The organism is Streptomyces peucetius (assembly GCF_025854275.1).
In the GTDB taxonomy this organism is placed as follows: Bacteria; Actinomycetota; Actinomycetes; order Streptomycetales; family Streptomycetaceae; genus Streptomyces; species Streptomyces peucetius_A.
In genome coordinates this window covers 5,953,668-5,970,275 of the sequence record NZ_CP107567.1, presented here as the reverse complement: position 1 = coordinate 5,970,275, position 16,608 = coordinate 5,953,668, and the positions used below count along the sequence as shown (strand labels likewise).

The window sequence follows — 16,608 nt, the reverse complement described above, 5'->3', positions numbered from 1 at the left end:
CGCTCCGCGGGATGCGGTCAGGCGTCCTCGGGGCGCTGGCGCGGAACGGTGAGCGTCACCTTCAGACCGTGCGGCTCGTGGTGCGCGTAGGCGATGGACCCGCCGCCCGCCGCCAGCAGCGCCCTCGAGATCGACAGGCCCAGCCCCGAGCCCTTCACGTTCTGGTGGTGGCCGCTGCGCCAGAAGCGGTCGCCGATCCGGGACAGCTCCTCGTCGGTCAGACCCGGCCCCCGGTCGGCGACGACGATGGTCGACGTGTTGCCCTGCGACGCGGTCGCGACAGTCACCTCCTCACCCTGCGGAGTGAACTTCAGCGCGTTGTCGATCACCGCGTCGAGTGCGCTGGACAGCGCGACGGGGTCGACCCAGGCGGTGACGGCGGCGGCCCTGGACGACAGCCGCACGCCCTTCTCGTCGGCCAGCGGCCGCCACGCGGTCAACCGCTCGGCGGTCAGCTCCCCGATGTCGGTGAGCCGCAGCTCCGCGGAGGCGTGCTCGGCCAGGGCCAGGTCCAGCAGATCGTCCAGGACCCGGGCGAGGCGCTTGCCCTCGGTACGGACGGAGGCGACCTCCGCGTTCCCCTCGGGGAGCTCGAGCGCGAGCAGCTCGATCCGCAGCAGCAGCGCGGCGAGCGGGTTGCGCAACTGATGGGAAGCGTCCGCGACGAAGGCCCGTTGCTGTTCGAGGACCTCCTCGACGTTGTCGGCCATCTCGTTGAACGAGCGGGCCAGCCGCCGGAGCTCCGGCGGCCCGCTCGCGGCCGCGACCCGTGAGTTCATCCGCCCGGTCGCGATGTCGTGGGTGGCCGCGTCCAGGATGCGAACGGGCCTGAGCACCCACCCGGTGAGACGGAAGGCCGCGCCGACCGCGAGGAGCATCGCGGCGCTTTCACCGGCCGCGATCAGCAGCCAGCCCCGCAGGACGCGCGAACGCAGCTGGTCGGTCGGTGAGTCGGTGAACACCACGGCGACGACGTCCCCGTCCCGCACGACCGGGGAGGCGACGACCAGCCGTTCGCCGCGCTGCCACGGCCACACCTGCGGCGGGTCCTGGCTGCGCCGGCCGGTGAGTGCCTCCTGGAACGCCCCGCGGCCCTCCCCCTCCGTGGGCAGGTACCAGTCGCGCGGCGCGCGCGCCATCGCGTCGCCGCTGCGGTAGAAGACCCCCGCCCTGATCCCGTACGTGTCGTGGTAGCGGTCGAGCTGCTCCTGGAGCGTCGAGCGGCGCTCGTCCGGCGCGGTCCCCTGGTCGGTGACGAACTGGGCGAGCGCCGCGAACCGCACGGTGTCGTCGATGCGGTCGACGACGACCCGCTGCTGCTGTGCCGCCGCGACGCTCACGGCCAGCGGAAAGCCGAGCGCCAGAAGCACACCGGCCATGAGCACGATGAGCAGCGGAAGGAGTCGGGTACGCACCGGAGCCGGAGGGCCTTACACCCCGGTGGGCGCGACGAGCCGGTAGCCGACGCCCCGCACGGTCTCGATCAGGGCAGGCATCCGGAGCTTGGAGCGCAGGGACGCCACGTGCACCTCGAGGGTGCGACCGGTGCCCTCCCAGCTGGTACGCCACACCTCACTGATGATCTGCTCGCGCCGGAAGACCACGCCGGGGCGCTGGGCGAGCAGGGCCAGGAGGTCGAACTCCTTGCGGGTGAGCTGTACGGCCGTGCCGTCCACGCTCACTCTGCGGGTGGGCAGCTCGATGGTGACCGGTCCCAGCCGCAGGGCCTCGTCGGCGACGGGCGCGGCGGCGTCGTCGGTCGTGGTGCGCCGGCTGACGGCATGGATCCGGGCCAGCAGCTCGCCGGTGTCGTACGGCTTGACCACGTAGTCGTCCGCGCCCAGGTTGAGACCGTGGATGCGGGAGCGGACGTCGGAGCGGGCCGTCACCATGATCACGGGCGTGGAGGTCAGCTTCCTTATCTTGCCGCACACCTGGTAACCGTCCTGGTCGGGCAGGCCGAGGTCCAGCAGGACGACGCCGAAGGGCGGCTTGGCCGGTTCCGTGGCCGGCAGGACGGCCCGCAGGGCCTCCTCGCCGTTACGGGCGTGCACCACCTCGAAGCCGTGCCGGGCGAGCACCGCCGACAGGGCGGCGGCGACATGGTCGTCGTCCTCGACGAGCAGCAGCCTCATGGCCCCCCTCCGGTCTAATGGCGTTCGTAGTGCGGTCGTGTGGCGTTGTCCGGCTGTTCCGCGACACACCACAGGGCATCAAGTCGGATTTCCCGGCGCACAGTCAAGAGGCACCAGGGCCTCGGACGGTTCCGTTATCCACCCGGTATCGCAGTGCAGCACCCCGTTCACGCATAGTGTCCGGATGAGGCCGGATCGTTATGCTCAATTTCCCCTCAGATGTAATGACGCTGGTCGCAGCGCGTGACTAAGGTCCCTCCCAACCGAGGAGGACGGAGCAAGAAGCCGATGAGCGGAGTGTCAGTGACCAAGGACGCCGAGGACGCGGTGCCCACGGCCGATCTGGTCGTGCTGAGCAACGTGAACAAGCACTTCGGCGCGCTGCATGTGCTCCAGGACATCGACCTGACCATCGCCCGGGGCGAGGTCGTGGTCGTCATCGGACCTTCCGGGTCCGGAAAGTCCACGCTGTGCCGCACCATCAACCGCCTGGAGACGGTCGACTCCGGCTCGATCACGATCGACGGCAAGCCGCTGCCGCACGAGGGCAAGGAACTCGCCCGGCTGCGCGCGGACGTCGGCATGGTCTTCCAGTCGTTCAACCTCTTCGCGCACAAGACCGTGCTGGAGAACGTGACGCTGGGGCAGATCAAGGTCCGCAAGGCCGACAAGAAGGCGGCGGAGACCAAGGCCCGGGCACTGCTCGACCGGGTGGGCGTCGCCGCGCAGGCCGACAAGTACCCCGCACAGCTCTCCGGCGGCCAGCAGCAGCGGGTGGCGATCGCGCGGGCGCTGGCCATGGACCCGAAGGTCATGCTCTTCGACGAGCCGACATCGGCCCTCGACCCCGAGATGATCAACGAGGTCCTCGAAGTCATGCAGCAGCTCGCGCGCGACGGGATGACAATGGTGGTCGTCACACACGAGATGGGCTTCGCCCGATCCGCCGCGAACCGGGTCGTGTTCATGGCGGACGGCAAGATCGTCGAAGAGGCGACGCCCGAGGAGTTCTTCAGCAACCCGCGCAGCGACCGGGCCAAGGACTTCCTGTCGAAGATCCTTCACCACTGAGTCCCGGATCAGCTGATTCCATACTTCGCATCTGATCCGACACTTCGCGTCAAACTTTAGGGAAGTCATCATGAAGCTTCGTAAGGTCACCGCCGCTTCGGCCACCGTCTTCGCGCTCGCCCTGACCGCCACCGCCTGTGGCTCCGACGGCGGGGACGGCGGCTCCGGCTCCGACGGCGGCAACAAGAAGATCACGGTCGGCATCAAGTACGACCAGCCGGGCCTCGGCCTGAAGACCCCGGACGGCTCTTTCACCGGCTTCGACGTCGACGTCGCCAAGTACGTCGCCAAGGAGCTCGGCTACAAAGAGGGCGACATCGAGTTCAAGGAGACGAAGAGCGCCGACCGCGAGACCGCCCTGGCCCGCGGCGACGTGGACTTCATCGCCGCCACGTACTCGATCACCGACGAGCGCGCGGAGAAGGTCGACTTCGCCGGCCCGTACCTGCTCGCCCACCAGGACCTGCTGATCCGCGCCGACGACAACGTCACCAAGGGCGACGACCTCAACGGCAAGAAGCTCTGCTCGGTCGTCGGCTCCACGTCCGCGCAGAACGTGAAGAAGGACTTCGCCCCGAAGGCCCAACTGCAGGAGTACCCCACGTACTCCCAGTGCCTCGGTGCCCTCCAGAGCGGCCGGGTCGATGCGCTGACCACCGACGACTCGATCCTCGCCGGTTACGCCGCGCAGCCGCAGTACAAGGGAAAGTTCAAGCTCGCCGGCCTCAAGCTGAGCAACGAGAACTACGGCATCGGCGTCAAGAAGGGCGACAAGGAGATGGTCGACAAGATCAACGCCGCCCTCGAGAAGATGGTCCAGGACAGTGCCTGGGAGCAGGCCGTCAAGGACAACTTCGGCCCGGCCAACTACAAGAACGAGCCCGCCCCGAAGATCGGCAACATCGTCAAGTGAAGCAGGGCTGAGACAGCGCGCCGCCCCTGAGGGCGGCGCGCCCGGCCCTCCCACACGCGGAAGCGCGGGAGATCGTGTTCGACTTTCTTGAAGGTTACGACTTGCTCGGGGCGTTCTGGATGACGGTGAAACTCACCGTCCTCTCCGGAATCGGCTCCCTGGTGCTCGGCACCGTCCTCGCCGCGATGCGGGTGAGCCCAGTGCCTCTGATGCGGGCGTTCGGCACGGTCTATGTGAACGTGGTCCGGAACATCCCGCTGACCCTGATCATCGTCTTCTCCTCGATCGGCCTCGCCGATGTCTTCGGTATGACGCTCGGGGTGGCCGACGACTTCAACGCGCTGTCGTTCCGGCTGGCGGTCCTCAGCCTCTCGGCCTACACCGCTGCCTTCGTCTGCGAGGCCGTGCGCTCCGGCATCAACACGGTGCCGGTCGGCCAGGCGGAGGCGGCACGCGCCCTCGGTCTGAGCTTCACGCAGGTCCTGACGACCATCGTGCTTCCGCAGGCGTTCCGCTCGGTCATCGCCCCGCTCACGAATGTGCTGATCGCCCTCACCAAGAACACCACGGTCGCTGCGGCCATCGGCGTCGCGGAAGCGGCTCTGCTGATGAAGGAGATGATCGAGAACGAGGCACAGCTCGTCCTCATCTCGGCGATCTTCGCGTTCGGCTTCGTGGTCCTCACCCTCCCCACCGGCCTCATCCTCGGCTGGGTCGGCAAGCGCATGGCGGTGAAGCGATGACATCGGTCCTCTACGACGCTCCCGGCCCCCGCGCCAAGCGTCGCAATATCGTCTACACGGCCGTCTTCCTCACCGCGCTGGCACTGGGCATCTGGTGGGTACTGGGCACCATGGCCGACAACGGACAGCTCGAGTGGTCCCTGTGGAAGCCGTTCACCGAGGCTCCGGCCTGGACGACCTACCTGCTGCCCGGCCTCGCCAACACACTGAAGGCAGCGGCCCTCGCCATGGTGATCGCCCTGCCGCTGGGCGCGATCTTCGGCATCGCCAGGCTCTCCGACCACCGTTGGGTCCGCGTCCCGTCGGGCGTGGTCGTGGAGTTCTTCCGCGCCATTCCCGTCCTGCTCCTGATGCTGTTCGCGAACGAGTTCTACTCGAGCTACACCAACATCAGCAGCGACGTCCGCCCGTTGTACGCGGTGGTCACCGGCCTCGTCCTCTACAACGCGTCGGTCCTCGCCGAGGTCGTCCGGGCCGGCATCCTGTCGCTGCCCAAGGGCCAGTCGGAAGCGGCGAAGGCCATCGGCCTGCGCAAGGGCCAGACGATGACGAACGTGCTGCTCCCGCAGTCCGTCACCGCGATGCTGCCGGCTCTGGTCAGCCAGCTTGTCGTGATCGTCAAGGACACCGCACTCGGCGGCGCGCTGCTGGCCTTCGCCGAGCTGCTCAGCGCGCAGGGCACCCTGTCCGCGAACTACGCGAACACCATCCCCAGCTTCATCGTCGTCGCACTGATCTTCATCGTCCTTAACCTGATCCTCACCACCTTCGCTTCCTGGCTGGAACGCAGGCTGCGACAGGCCAAGAGGAGCACGGGCGCGGTACTGACCGCACCCGGCGGCGCGGAGGAGCCCGTCGGGGAGCCTGGAGTCGCCAAGACCGATGACGGACGGGCCGGCTGACGGTTCATCCGATGTTCGACCGGTGAGGGGCGGTGGCCGTACGGCCACCGCCCCTCACCGCGTCCACGGTGTCGCTTGAGGCAGCTTGACGCAGGCACCGGCAGTCGGTTGCATACGTTCTGTGATCGCGCACCGGGCTCCAACAGCACTTTCCCGCACGACCCTCCGGGCCCGAGGAGTCACGCCGTGGACCCGGTGATCGTGGTCGGCGCCGGCCCGGTCGGACTCTCGCTCTCCCTCGCCCTCGCAGCACAGGGCGTCCCCTCCGTCGTACTCGACGAGACCAACGGGAAACCCGAACCGCGTCCCGCCCGCACCGTCGTGCTCCGCCCCGACACAGCGGCCCTGGTGGAGCGGCTCGGCTGCGGCACCGTGCACGACGCAGGTGTCCGGTGGACCGGTTGGCGGTCGATGCTGCGCAAGCAGGACCTGCGGCAGCTGCCCCTCGGCGACGACGACAGTGAAGGTCCCGCCGCACCGCTGCACATCCCTCAGCACAGCCTCGCCCTCGGACTGCGCGAGGCCGCCATGGAGCACCGGCTCGTACGGCTGGTCACTGACAGCCGCCTCGACTCGCTCGAACAGGACGCCGGAGGGGTGGGCGTGCACACCAAGGGTCCTTCGGCCACTTGGTGGCGCGGGAGTCACCTTGTGGGGTGCGACGGCGCAAGGTCGACGGTCCGCAAGCTCCTCGGCATCCGCTTCCCGGGCCGTACGGCGGTGGAACGTCACGCCGTGGCCGCGCTGCGCACCGAACTGCCCTGGCCCGGCGAAGCGTTGCTGCACCGTCAGCCGCCGTGGAGCTCGGGTGGTGCCGAGATCACCGCGCGCCCGCTCCCGGACGGCGTCTGGCGGCTGGACTGGCTCCTCGCCCCCCGCGGCGAACTGGTCACCCCCGAGGCGCTGGTGGCGCGGATCCGCGACACCCTGACCGGCTGGTGCGGCCAGGCCCCGCCGTACGAACTGCTCGACACCGGCGTCCACACCCTCCACCACCGGCTCGCCCGACGCTGGCGCGTGGACCGCGCATTCCTTGCCGGTGACGCGGCCCATCTGATGGGGGCCGTCGGCACCCAGGGGCTCGACGAGGGGCTGCGGGACGTGGACAACCTGGCCTGGAAGCTGGCCCAGGCGTGGCACCACGGCGCGTCGGAAACGCTCCTGGACAGCTACCAGACGGAACGGCGCACCGCCGTCGCCGCGCGGCTGCGCGCCGCCGACCAATCGCTGCCGATACTCCGCAGCGGCGGCGGGCTGCGCATGTACCTCCCAGGGGCGGCCCGTGGGCACGACGCCATGCTCACCGACGCACATCTCGGGCAGGGCGCACTCGGCGCTCCGCCCGTCTACGCGCACTCCCCCCTCACGCCGGAACCCTCCGGCCCGCCGGCCCTCACCGGCGCGGGGCCGGGCTCACCGGTCGCCGACGTACAGGTCACGGCTCCCGACGGCACCACGGCCCTGTTGCGGGACCGGCTGGGGCAGGGACGTCTGCTCGTCGTACTGGTGGCCCCGGGCACCGGGGTGTGGGACCGGCGGCACTGGGTCGGGGCGGGCGTCATGCCGAGGCTGGCGGCGGCCGTGTCCGGCTTGCCGGTCCAGGCCGAGCTGCTGGTGACGGAGAGCTACCCGGGCGCGTCCGCACACACCGTGCTGCTGGTGCGGCCCGACGGGCATCTGGTGGCCGCCTTCGCGGGGGTGCGGCCCGCGGAATTGCACGCCGCCGCGGACATCGCACGAGGAGGCGCGCAGGACCCGCAGGACTCCGACCGCACCGCGGACACCGGCATCTGACCGCGTCGCGCTCCTGCCCTTCAGCAGCCCGCCTCGTCCAGGTCCGTCGTGTCCTCGCCCTCCTCCTCCAGGGCGCGCCTGACCACTCGCAGGGCCATGCCCTCCGGGTAGCCCTTGCGGGCGAGCATTCCGGCCAGGCGGCGCAGGCGCCGGTCGCGGTCGAGGCCTCTGGTGGAGCGCAGCTTGCGCGCCACCAGCTCGCGCGCGGTCGCCTCTTCCTGGTCGGAGTCGAGCTGCCCCACGGCCTCGTCGATCAGCGTGGAGTCCACGCCCTTGGTCCGCAGCTCCCGTGCCAGGGCACGCCGGGCGAGGCCCCGGCCGTGGTGCCGGGACTCCACCCACGCGTCGGCGAAGGCGGCGTCGTTGATCAGTCCCACGTCCTCGAAGCGGGAGAGGACCTCCTCGGCCGCCTCCGAGGGGATCTCCCGCTTGTGCAGCGCGTCCGCGAGCTGTTTGCGGGTACGCGGGGTCCCGGTGAGCAGGCGCAGGCAGATCGCCCGCGCCCGCTCCGCCGGATCCCGGGGCGACAGCTCCTTCTCGGCCCTCGACGAGTCAGGGCTGTCACCCGGCCATTCGGTACGCCGGGCGGCCATGTGCTACCCCTTGGCCGCCGCCGTCTTGGCCGCCTTCGCCTTGGAGGCGGGCGCGGGCACCGACTTCGCCGCGTCCTCGGCAGGCGCCGCGACGGCCGCGTCCGTTCCCGGCTCCGCCGCGGGGGTCTCGGGCCTGACGCCGACGCCGAGCTTCTCCTTGATCTTCTTCTCGATCTCGTTGGCGAGATCGGGGTTGTCCTTCAGGAAGTTACGGGCGTTCTCCTTGCCCTGGCCGAGCTGGTCGCCCTCGTACGTGTACCAGGCGCCGGCCTTGCGGACGAAGCCGTGCTCCACGCCCATGTCGATCAGGCCGCCCTCGCGGCTGATGCCCTGGCCGTAGAGGATGTCGAACTCGGCCTGCTTGAAGGGCGGCGCGACCTTGTTCTTGACGACCTTGACGCGGGTGCGGTTGCCGACCGCGTCCGTGCCGTCCTTGAGGGTCTCGATACGGCGGATGTCCAGACGCACGGAGGCGTAGAACTTCAGTGCCCGGCCACCGGTCGTGGTCTCCGGGGAGCCGAACATCACACCGATCTTCTCGCGGAGCTGGTTGATGAAGATCGCGGTGGTCTTGGACTGGTTGAGCGCGCTGGTGATCTTCCGGAGCGCCTGGCTCATCAGCCGCGCCTGCAGACCGACGTGCGAGTCTCCCATCTCGCCCTCGATCTCCGCCTTGGGCACCAGGGCCGCGACGGAGTCGATGACGATCAGGTCGAGCGCGCCCGAGCGGACGAGCATGTCAACGATCTCGAGCGCCTGCTCGCCGTTGTCCGGCTGCGACAGGATCAGGTTGTCGATGTCGACGCCGAGCTTCTTCGCGTACTCCGGGTCGAGGGCGTGCTCCGCGTCCACGAAGGCCACCGCGCCGCCCGCCTTCTGGGCGTTGGCCACGGCGTGCAGCGTGAGGGTCGTCTTACCGGAGGACTCCGGCCCGTACACCTCCACCACACGCCCGCGCGGCAGGCCGCCGACGCCGAGGGCGACGTCGAGGGCGGTCGACCCGGTGGGGATGACCTCGACGGGCTCGTTCGGCCGCTCGCCCAGTCGCATCACGGCACCCTTGCCGAATTGCCGTTCAATCTGTGCGAGCGCGGCGTCGAGCGCCTTCTCGCGGTCGGTTCCTGCCATGGGTTCCACCCGATTTGCTTGTGTCGATCGCTTCACGTCAAAGACGCTAACCCCTGCCACTGACAATGGGCCCCGACGTCCGGCCGGCCTGTGGATAACTCGTGGGAACGAGGGCCGGGATCCCATAAGAATGGATGTTCGATTTTACTGTCAAGCGCACCACGCGACGCCCGGAACCGCGTGTGTCCCGTGCCACCGAAGCTTGATCTTTGCCAGCGAAGATTGGTGATCGGTGAGTTCGTGCCGTCGAAGTTTGATCGGTACGGAATGCTGGACGTCAGGAAGCGGGCGGCCCACTGCCACTACCGTGGCTCCGCATGGCCCGCACCGAGATCGAGATCACCGCGGAACTGGTCCGGGATCTGTTGCGCGACCAGCATCCCGACCTGGCCGATCATCCGTTGAGGCTCGGTGCGCGCGGCTGGGACAACCAGCTGTGGCGGCTCGGCGATGATCTCGCCGTCCGGTTGCCCTGGGCGACGCTGTCTGCGGACGCGCTGCTGCGCAAGGAGCATGCTTGGCTTCCCGTTCTCGCTCCGCATCTTCCCCTGCCGGTCCCCGTCCCGCAGCGCCTTGGCGAGCCCTCCGAGCGGTTTCCGCGGCCTTGGATCGTCACCACCTGGGTGCCGGGCTCGCCTGCCGACCGCGCCCCTGCCACGCGCGCCGCGGAGGCGGCCGACAGCTTGGCCGCCTTCCTGACTGCTCTTCACCGACCTGCCCCCGAGGGGGCGCCCGCCGGCCGTGGACGCGGGGGGCCGCTGGCCGACCACGCCGAGCAGTTCGCCGAGCAGCTTGCCTCGGTTACCGAGCTGGGGCTGCTCCCTGACCCGGACGCCGTCCGCGCGGTCTGGGAAGACGCCGTTGCCGCGCCCGGGTGGGCGGGCCCGGCGCTGTGGCTCCACGGCGACCTGCATCCGGCCAACATCCTCACCGCGGACGGCACCTTCTGCGGCGTGATCGACTTCGGTGACCTCTTTGCGGGCGATCCGGCCTGCGATCTCGCTGCCCCTTGGGTATTGCTGCCGGACGGCGCCGTCGACCGCTTCTACGACGCCTATCAGCCGGCCGCGGACACAGCGACCCTACGCCGCGCCCGTGGTTGGGCGGTGTTGAAAGCCCTCGCCTGCATCTTCATTGGAGAGGCAGGCGTCCACGGCCGTCCGGGCGGCAAGCCCACCTGGGGCCCACCCGCCCACGCCGCGCTGCGACGCCTCACCACGACGATCCACCGCTCCAGCTCCCCAGCGCCATGGAAGTGACCTGGCTCACAGCTGGTGGTCCAGCGGGGGAACTGGAGCGGGGGCCGGAGGACGATGTCGTGCTGGTCGATCAGCCGGACCCAAGAGCGGTGCCATCGGCGGAGTAGGCCAGCCATTTGCGGCTGGTGCCAGAGTTCTTACCGGCACCCCAACCTTCGACGACAACGCTCAACCTTCACTGCGAGAGGCCACCCGACAGGGTAAGTCGGGCGGCCGGAGCAAGTTCTTCATCAGCCTTCTAGCCGGTACCGCTCTCCAGCAGGCTCTTGAGCGTCTGTTCGTTCCTCGGGAACTCCTTGCGGGCGCGGGGGCGGACTGCCATCGGAATGAGCGCCCTGCCCAGGCCGTGCCCCTCGTAGTCGATGTCGAGTGTCAGGCGTGAGCGCCTGCCATCGTCGAGCGGCTCGATCGTGCCGTGGACGTCGGGCCGGACGGGACCTTCGATGCCGTGGTAGTGCCAGCTTCTCGGCGGATCGAACTCGGTGACCTCCAGGGTCGTGGTGAACTCGCGCCCCATGCGCCGGGTCACCTCGATCTTGGAGCCGACGCCCAGCGGGACGTCACCGACCAGACGCGCGGATACGGCGCTCTCCTGCCACTCCGGCAGGTGGGAAGGGACGGTGACGTACGAGAAGACCTCTTCGGGGCGGCAGTCGATCTCGACGCTTTCCTTGATCGCGGACATATTGCCCCCTTTGTCATGTTCCTACAGCCATGATCCCACCATGCCCACCGGGCCACCAGAGCCATCTGACCTCCGGGGCACTCAGGCTCCCCTCAGGGCCTCAGGTGTTCTGTGCCACCGAATCTTGATCATTGCCACCGAAAGTTGGTGATCATTGGGTTCGCAGCACACGCTCGGACTTCGATGACAAACGCTCAAGGTTCGATGGCACAGGACAGCGTGCTCCGGGCCCGGGCCGGGCGTCGGCTCAGGCGCCCGCGCCGTCCGCGTTCTCCGGCCCGGAAGGGGTGGCGGGACCGGGCGGAGCAGACGTGCCGGACCGAGCGGACGGCAGACCCGGGCCGCCCTGGAGCGCACTGCGCACGCGGGCGAGCGCCCGGCTGCCACCGTGCCTCCGGTGACCGTGGACCCGGGGGTCGTCGGTCACGGCGTACCGCTTCACGTATGCGCCGAGGAACGCCTGGAGCGTCGCGACCGCCGGGATCGCGATCAGCGCGCCGACCGCCCCCAGCAGGGCGGTACCCGCGACGACCGAGCCGAAGGCCACCGCCGGGTGGATGTCGACGGTCCTGGCGGTGAGCTTCGGCTGCAGCAGGTAGTTCTCGAACTGCTGGTAGATCACGACGAAGCCCAGCACCCACACCGCGTACCAGGGGTCGATGGTGAACGCGATCAGCATCGGCAGCGCACCCGCCAGATAGGTGCCGATGGTCGGGATGAACTGCGAGACGAGCCCGACCCACACCGCCAGCGCCGGGGCGTACGGCACCTCGAGGATCTCCAGCAGGATGTAGTGCGCGCCCCCTGAGATCAGTGCCATCAGCCCGCGCGAGTAGAGATACCCGCCCGTCTTGTCGACAGCGATCTCCCAGGCCCGCAGCACCTCGGTCTGCTTGGCCGGGGGCAGGACGGAGCACAGCGCGCGGCGCAGCCGGGGCCCGTCGGCCGCGAAGTAGAACGAGAACAGGAAGATCGTCAGCAGCTTGAACAGTCCGCCCAGCACGGTGGCCGACACGTCCAGCACCCCGCTGGCACTGTTCTCGACGTAGTTCCGCAGCCAGTCCGAGCGCAGCAGGCTGTCCTGGACCTCCACGCGTGACAGCTCCGTGTGGAAGGTGCTGTTGATCCAGCGGATGACCGAGTCGAGGTACTTCGGGAACTCCTCGACCATCTCGACGATCTGGCCGGCCAGCATCGAGCCGAGCAGCACGACGAATCCGATGCCGGCGGCCAGCACCGCGAAGAAGACCAGGAAGGTGGCGAGGCCCCGGCGCATGCCGCGGGCCGCCATCCGCCCCACCGCGGGCTCGATCGCGAGCGCCAGGAAGAAGGCGATCAGGATATTGATCAAAAGGCCGATGAGCTGGTGGAAGGCCCAGCTGCCGAGCTGGAAGCAGGCGTAGAGCGCCAGCGCCAGGATCAGAGCACGCGGCAGCCAGCGAGGCATCCGGGCCGGACTTCCGCCGCCCGCCTCCGAACCGGGAGGCGGCGCGGCCGGCGGGGCATCGGGCGCCGTGGTGCCCTGTGAGGGAATCCCCACGGCGGCCCCGTCCGACGCGACCGCGTCCTGGGTGGCCCTCTCGTCAGCGGTCATGTCGTCAGCGGTTCCCGTCCTGTGGGGGTGTCGTGGTGCGCGGTGGCGCGGGTCGGCCGGGTCCGGAGCGGTCTGCCCCGTACGGGGAAGGCCGGCCCGGAGCAGGCAGCCGTCCCCGTGTTCAGCGTCCGAGGTGCCCAAGCCGGCCGTTCCGCCCGAGGCGGGCGGCCCCGTCCGAAGCAGGCCCGGTCCCGGAACACGCCGCGCCGCCCGAAGTACGCCCGATTCCCGGAACAGGCCCCTCGAAGCACGCAGCACGGGCCGGCCACCGGCCCAGTGTGGCTCACCACCGTGGCCGCGGGCCGTCTTTCCGGTGTCTCACCGCTCGTGCCGGTGTCTCACCGCTTGTCCGGAGGGATGTCCATGGCGGCGCAGACGGCCCGCCACACGTCCTTCGCCTCCCAGCCGGCGGCCAGTGCCTCATGGATCGTACGGCCGCCGAGTTCGGCCATCACATGGTCCCGTGCGAAGGAGTCCGCGTACGCCGCACCGAAGTGGTCCGCCATGTGCTGCCAGAAAATCGTCAACCGCATGCCCTCAGTATCCCGCTCCTGAGAGTGCAGCCGTGCCCCTCCGCCTTGTCGAAAGCCCTTTCCGCTCTACCGTCGGTGACATGGCTGGAAACGGAGCAACCCCCGACCCTTCCCTCGCGTCCGCGTCCGCGCTGGAGCGCGCCGAGCGCTTCATCTGGCTGACGGCCCGGGTGCTCGAGCAGCGGCGGTTCGCCTACCACTTCCTCGGCGGCGGCTCCGACGCGGTGGAAACGGCGCTGACCGCCTACCTCAACGAGGACGGGGGCTACGGCCACGCCCTCGAACCGGATCTGCGCGGCCCGGTCAGTCAGCCCCTGCACACGGGCCACGCGCTGCGCGTGCTCGACTCCATCGGCCGCTGCGGCGGCCTGCGGGTGGAGCGGATGTGCCGCTACCTCACGGAGGTGTCCACAAAAGAGGGCGCGCTGCCCGCTGTTCACCCCTCGCAGCGGGCCTATCCGGCCGCTCCGTTCCTGATGATCGTCGACGACCCGCCGAGCGAGCTGCTGGCGACGGGCCCGGTGGTCGGTCTGCTGCACCGCAACGAGGTGTGGCACGCGTGGCTCTTCCGGGCCACCGACTTCTGCTGGTCCGCGGTCGACGCGATCGAGACGTCGCATCCTTACGAGATCGAGGCGGCGATCGCCTTCCTGGACGGCGTGCCGGACCGGCCACGCGCGCAGGCGGCGGCGGACCGGCTCGGCCGGATCGTGCGCGAGCAGCGGCTCGTCGCCCTGGACCCGGAGCGGCTCGACGACCAGCCCGTGGCCCCGGGCTATGCACCGGGCGAGCACCACTTCGCACACGACTACGCCCGCACGCCCGGCTCGCTGGCCCGCCGCTGGTTCAGCGACGAGGAGATGGCCCGTTCCCTGGAGCACCTCGCGGGTGAGCAGCAGCAGGACGGCGGATGGCCCATCAGCTGGCGCGAATGGGCTCCCGGCACCGCGCTGGAGGCACGGCCGATCGTGACGATCGAGGCGCTGCGGACGCTCCGGGCGCACGGCCACCCCATCGGGTGACACCGGTACCGGGCCGCCGCAGCACCGCCCCGCGACGAACCGGCCGGAGGCGGCACGCGGCCCGGTCAGCCGCCCAGCGCCCGTACCCCCGCCGTCACAGCCACGGCGGCCCCCACGATCACGAGGAACGGCGCCCGCAGCATCAGCGCCACGGCCGCGGCCCCGAGCCCCGCTGCCCGCGCGTCGAGGACGAGGGACTGGCCGGTGCTGAAGGTCTGCTGTGCGGTCAGCGCTGCCAGCAGGGCGACAGGCAGCAGGGCCGCCAGCCGCTGCACGAGGGGCCGCTCGAGTGTGTCGGCCGGCACCAGCAGCCCGGCCAGCTTGACGAGGTAGCAGCCGACCGCCGTGGCGGCGATCGCGATCCAGATGCTCACCGGTTCCGGTCCTTCCTGTACATACGCCGTGTCCCGCCGCTGCCGTCGCCGATCGCGCGCCCCTTGAGCCACAGCACCGCGGGGGCCGCGAACGCCGCGACGAGCACCGGCACCCCGGCGGGCAGCACCGGCAGGAAGCCGAGCCCCAGCAGCACCGCGAGCCCGGCCACCGCCCTTTCCGTGGCCGTGCGCAGCATCGGCGCGAGCAGTGCCAGGAAGACCGCCGGGCCCGCCGCGTCCAGCCCCCAGGCGTTCGTGTCGCCGAGGGCCTCGGCGCCGAGCGCCCCGAGGAGCGTGGTCAGGTTCCACAGCACGTAGAGCGTCAGGCCGGTGAGGGTAAAGCCGATCCGCACGCTTCGCCGCGTGGGCTGTGCGAGGGCGACGGCGGTGGTCTCGTCGATGACCCAGTGCGCGGCGAACGGCCGTACGAAGCGGGGCAGTGCGAGCAGTTGCGACAGCCGCAGCCCGTAGAAGGCGTTACGCACCCCGAGGAAGAAGGCGCCGGCCGCGGCGGCGAGCGGGTTGCCACCGGCGGCTATCGCGCCGACGAGTGCGAACTGCGACGCCCCGGTGAACACGAGCAGGCTGAGCGCGCAGGTCTGCAGCAGGGTCAGACCGGCCCCGGCCGAGGTCACGCCGAAGGCGAAGCCGGACAGGCCGACGGCGATTCCGACACCGAGTGCGTCTCGGACGACGGCCGAGTCGGGTTTCGCGTCCGGCTGCGCCACGGTCCCGTCCGCGTCCCCGTGTCCGCGTCCGGGTGACGCGTCGCCGGGCCCCCCTCCCGAGGCGCCCCCGCGTGCGGACGGCCCGTCCCCGGGCGCGGTTCCCTGCGGGGCCGCGGACGCGTCCCCCGGCTCCGGCGGCGGTCCGGGGGCGGCCGCCGCGAGGGTCGCGAACGGCGCCGCGCCCCCGGGGCCCTCCCCGGCGGCCATGTCTGGTCGAGCTGTCTGTTCTGCCACGCCAGGGACGCTACGCAGGGCTCCTGCCTGCGGTCTTGTACGTTCTTGCGCGCTCTCGCCGGTACGCCCCGGGTGGGACGCCGACGATCCGGGTGAAGTGACGGTTCAGGTGCGGCTGGTCGGTGAAGCCGACGGTGACGGCGGCTTCGGCGGGGGCCGTGCCGACGTCGAGGAGGTGCCGGGCGCGCCGGACGCGCGCGTCCGTGAGCCAGGTGTGCGGCGGCAGCCCGTAGGAGGCCTTGAAGGCACGCAGCAGCGCGAAGGGGCTGACGCCGAGCTGCTGCGCCAGTTCCTCCAGGGACGGCGGGGCCGCCATCCGCTCCTCCAGGACCTGCTTCGCGGCCGCCGCTGTCCGGGCGCCGGCGGCGAGGGGCGTACGGGCGGGGAGGGAGCGCCCGTGGCGCCGCAGCAGTGTGGCGACGGCGATGCGCAGAACGCTGTCCGCGGCGAGGGCGTTGCCCGCCTCCGCCGCACGGTGCACCTCGTGCACGAGCCGGGCGGTGTCCGGGTCCTCGACGATCGTCTCGGCGAATCCGGCGGTTCCCCGCAGGTTCGTCGTCTCCTCCGCGATCGTGCCGACGAGCCGGGAGGACGGGTAGAGGGTCGAGTACACCCAGCCCTCGGGGACACCGGCCCTGGCGGAGTGCGGGACCTCCGGGTTGATCATGACGACGGTGCCGGGCCTGGCCCGGACGACGCCCTCGGGCATCGCCACGTCCTCGATACCGCGCCGGACGGCGCCGAAGACGTACCCCTCATGACTGTGCGGGGGGAATGAATGGCGCACATAACGGGCCTGCAGCAGGTCGAGGCCGGGCACGCCCGGGTACTGCCAGTGCCGTGCCCACTCGCCCTTCCTGTCCGGCGCCGGGTCCTTCTCCATACGGCCATTCTGCTACC

The 16,608-nt window shown here is 70.4% G+C and carries 17 protein-coding genes; 7 read left to right on the top strand and 10 right to left on the bottom strand.

The window, feature by feature from the left end:
* Positions 1-17: 17 nt before the first annotated feature.
* A complete protein-coding gene (locus OGH68_RS27340) occupies positions 18-1,415 on the bottom strand; it encodes a sensor histidine kinase (RefSeq protein ID WP_264247660.1) in 1,398 nt (465 codons plus the stop codon).
* Between the two features lie 15 nt (positions 1,416-1,430).
* Positions 1,431-2,135 (bottom strand): response regulator transcription factor, encoded by a 705-nt coding sequence (locus OGH68_RS27335; protein ID WP_264247658.1) that lies wholly within the window; start codon positions 2,133-2,135, stop codon positions 1,431-1,433.
* 288 nt (positions 2,136-2,423) lie between these two features.
* Between OGH68_RS27335 and OGH68_RS27330 the strand changes: the two genes are divergently transcribed.
* The 5 genes from OGH68_RS27330 to OGH68_RS27310 all read left to right on the top strand — a co-directional run bounded on the left by OGH68_RS27330 (position 2,424) and on the right by OGH68_RS27310 (position 7,558).
* A complete protein-coding gene (locus OGH68_RS27330; protein WP_264247656.1) occupies positions 2,424-3,206 on the top strand; it encodes an amino acid ABC transporter ATP-binding protein in 783 nt (260 codons plus the stop codon).
* A 70-nt stretch (positions 3,207-3,276) separates the two neighbouring features.
* Positions 3,277-4,119, top strand: coding sequence for a glutamate ABC transporter substrate-binding protein (locus tag OGH68_RS27325; protein ID WP_264247655.1), 843 nt, complete (start codon positions 3,277-3,279; stop codon positions 4,117-4,119).
* Between the two features lie 74 nt (positions 4,120-4,193).
* On the top strand, positions 4,194-4,862 hold the full coding sequence (locus OGH68_RS27320) for an amino acid ABC transporter permease (RefSeq protein WP_264247654.1): 669 nt from the start codon (positions 4,194-4,196) through the stop codon (positions 4,860-4,862).
* Positions 4,859-5,764, top strand: a complete 906-nt coding sequence (locus OGH68_RS27315; RefSeq protein WP_264247652.1) for an amino acid ABC transporter permease — start codon at positions 4,859-4,861, stop codon at positions 5,762-5,764. The genes OGH68_RS27320 and OGH68_RS27315 overlap by 4 nt, the downstream gene beginning before the upstream one ends.
* Before the next feature lie 186 nt (positions 5,765-5,950).
* Positions 5,951-7,558, top strand: a complete 1,608-nt coding sequence (locus OGH68_RS27310; protein WP_264247651.1) for an FAD-dependent monooxygenase — start codon at positions 5,951-5,953, stop codon at positions 7,556-7,558.
* A 20-nt stretch (positions 7,559-7,578) separates the two neighbouring features.
* Here OGH68_RS27310 and recX read toward each other — a convergent pair whose 3' ends face one another.
* Together recX and recA are read right to left on the bottom strand one after the other, a co-directional pair.
* A complete protein-coding gene (gene recX / locus OGH68_RS27305; protein ID WP_264247649.1) occupies positions 7,579-8,151 on the bottom strand; it encodes a recombination regulator RecX in 573 nt (190 codons plus the stop codon).
* 3 nt (positions 8,152-8,154) lie between these two features.
* Positions 8,155-9,279, bottom strand: coding sequence for a recombinase RecA (recA, locus tag OGH68_RS27300; protein ID WP_264247648.1), 1,125 nt, complete (start codon positions 9,277-9,279; stop codon positions 8,155-8,157).
* 317 nt (positions 9,280-9,596) lie between these two features.
* Between recA and OGH68_RS27295 the strand changes: the two genes are divergently transcribed.
* Entirely contained in the window at positions 9,597-10,538 is a 942-nt protein-coding gene (locus OGH68_RS27295; RefSeq protein WP_264247646.1) for an aminoglycoside phosphotransferase family protein, read from the top strand.
* A gap of 238 nt (positions 10,539-10,776) precedes the next feature.
* Here OGH68_RS27295 and OGH68_RS27290 read toward each other — a convergent pair whose 3' ends face one another.
* The 3 genes from OGH68_RS27290 to OGH68_RS27280 form a co-directional block, all read right to left on the bottom strand.
* A complete protein-coding gene (locus tag OGH68_RS27290) occupies positions 10,777-11,223 on the bottom strand; it encodes an SRPBCC family protein (RefSeq protein ID WP_264247645.1) in 447 nt (148 codons plus the stop codon).
* 247 nt (positions 11,224-11,470) lie between these two features.
* The gene (locus OGH68_RS27285) at positions 11,471-12,670 is read right to left on the bottom strand and encodes an AI-2E family transporter (protein ID WP_264250319.1); all 1,200 of its coding nucleotides are present in this window, start codon (positions 12,668-12,670) and stop codon (positions 11,471-11,473) included.
* 485 nt (positions 12,671-13,155) lie between these two features.
* Complete coding sequence (locus OGH68_RS27280) at positions 13,156-13,350, bottom strand: DUF3046 domain-containing protein (protein WP_264247644.1); 195 nt, start codon at positions 13,348-13,350, stop codon at positions 13,156-13,158.
* 80 nt (positions 13,351-13,430) lie between these two features.
* On the opposite strand from OGH68_RS27280, the gene OGH68_RS27275 reads away from it, so the two are divergent.
* Positions 13,431-14,372: a hypothetical protein gene (locus tag OGH68_RS27275; RefSeq protein ID WP_264247643.1), complete on the top strand. Its 942-nt coding sequence runs from the start codon at positions 13,431-13,433 to the stop codon at positions 14,370-14,372.
* A 65-nt stretch (positions 14,373-14,437) separates the two neighbouring features.
* On the opposite strand, the gene OGH68_RS27270 is transcribed toward OGH68_RS27275, so the two are convergent.
* The 3 genes from OGH68_RS27270 to OGH68_RS27260 are packed head-to-tail and all read right to left on the bottom strand — an operon-like array spanning position 14,438 to position 16,591.
* Positions 14,438-14,746: an AzlD domain-containing protein gene (locus OGH68_RS27270; RefSeq protein WP_264247642.1), complete on the bottom strand. Its 309-nt coding sequence runs from the start codon at positions 14,744-14,746 to the stop codon at positions 14,438-14,440.
* Positions 14,743-15,708 (bottom strand): AzlC family ABC transporter permease, encoded by a 966-nt coding sequence (locus OGH68_RS27265; protein WP_264247641.1) that lies wholly within the window; start codon positions 15,706-15,708, stop codon positions 14,743-14,745. The genes OGH68_RS27270 and OGH68_RS27265 overlap by 4 nt, the downstream gene beginning before the upstream one ends.
* 10 nt (positions 15,709-15,718) lie before the next feature.
* Complete coding sequence (locus OGH68_RS27260) at positions 15,719-16,591, bottom strand: helix-turn-helix domain-containing protein (protein WP_264247639.1); 873 nt, start codon at positions 16,589-16,591, stop codon at positions 15,719-15,721.
* Positions 16,592-16,608: the final 17 nt, after the last annotated feature.

Bases quoted from the DNA above. Each gene is read 5' to 3' on its own strand.
- OGH68_RS27290 (WP_264247645.1), bottom strand. From the start codon at position 11,223: ATGTCCGCGATCAAGGAAAGCGTCGAGATCGACTGCCGCCCCGAAGAG.
- OGH68_RS27275 (WP_264247643.1), top strand. From the start codon at position 13,431: ATGGCTGGAAACGGAGCAACCCCCGACCCTTCCCTCGCGTCCGCGTCC.
- OGH68_RS27280 (WP_264247644.1), bottom strand. From the start codon at position 13,350: ATGCGGTTGACGATTTTCTGGCAGCACATGGCGGACCACTTCGGTGCG.
- OGH68_RS27295 (WP_264247646.1), top strand. From the start codon at position 9,597: ATGGCCCGCACCGAGATCGAGATCACCGCGGAACTGGTCCGGGATCTG.
- recX (WP_264247649.1), bottom strand. From the start codon at position 8,151: ATGGCCGCCCGGCGTACCGAATGGCCGGGTGACAGCCCTGACTCGTCG.
- recA (WP_264247648.1), bottom strand. From the start codon at position 9,279: ATGGCAGGAACCGACCGCGAGAAGGCGCTCGACGCCGCGCTCGCACAG.
- OGH68_RS27325 (WP_264247655.1), top strand. From the start codon at position 3,277: ATGAAGCTTCGTAAGGTCACCGCCGCTTCGGCCACCGTCTTCGCGCTC.
- OGH68_RS27335 (WP_264247658.1), bottom strand. From the start codon at position 2,135: ATGAGGCTGCTGCTCGTCGAGGACGACGACCATGTCGCCGCCGCCCTG.
- OGH68_RS27285 (WP_264250319.1), bottom strand. From the start codon at position 12,670: ATGCCTCGCTGGCTGCCGCGTGCTCTGATCCTGGCGCTGGCGCTCTAC.
- OGH68_RS27315 (WP_264247652.1), top strand. From the start codon at position 4,859: ATGACATCGGTCCTCTACGACGCTCCCGGCCCCCGCGCCAAGCGTCGC.
- OGH68_RS27330 (WP_264247656.1), top strand. From the start codon at position 2,424: ATGAGCGGAGTGTCAGTGACCAAGGACGCCGAGGACGCGGTGCCCACG.
- OGH68_RS27260 (WP_264247639.1), bottom strand. From the start codon at position 16,591: ATGGAGAAGGACCCGGCGCCGGACAGGAAGGGCGAGTGGGCACGGCAC.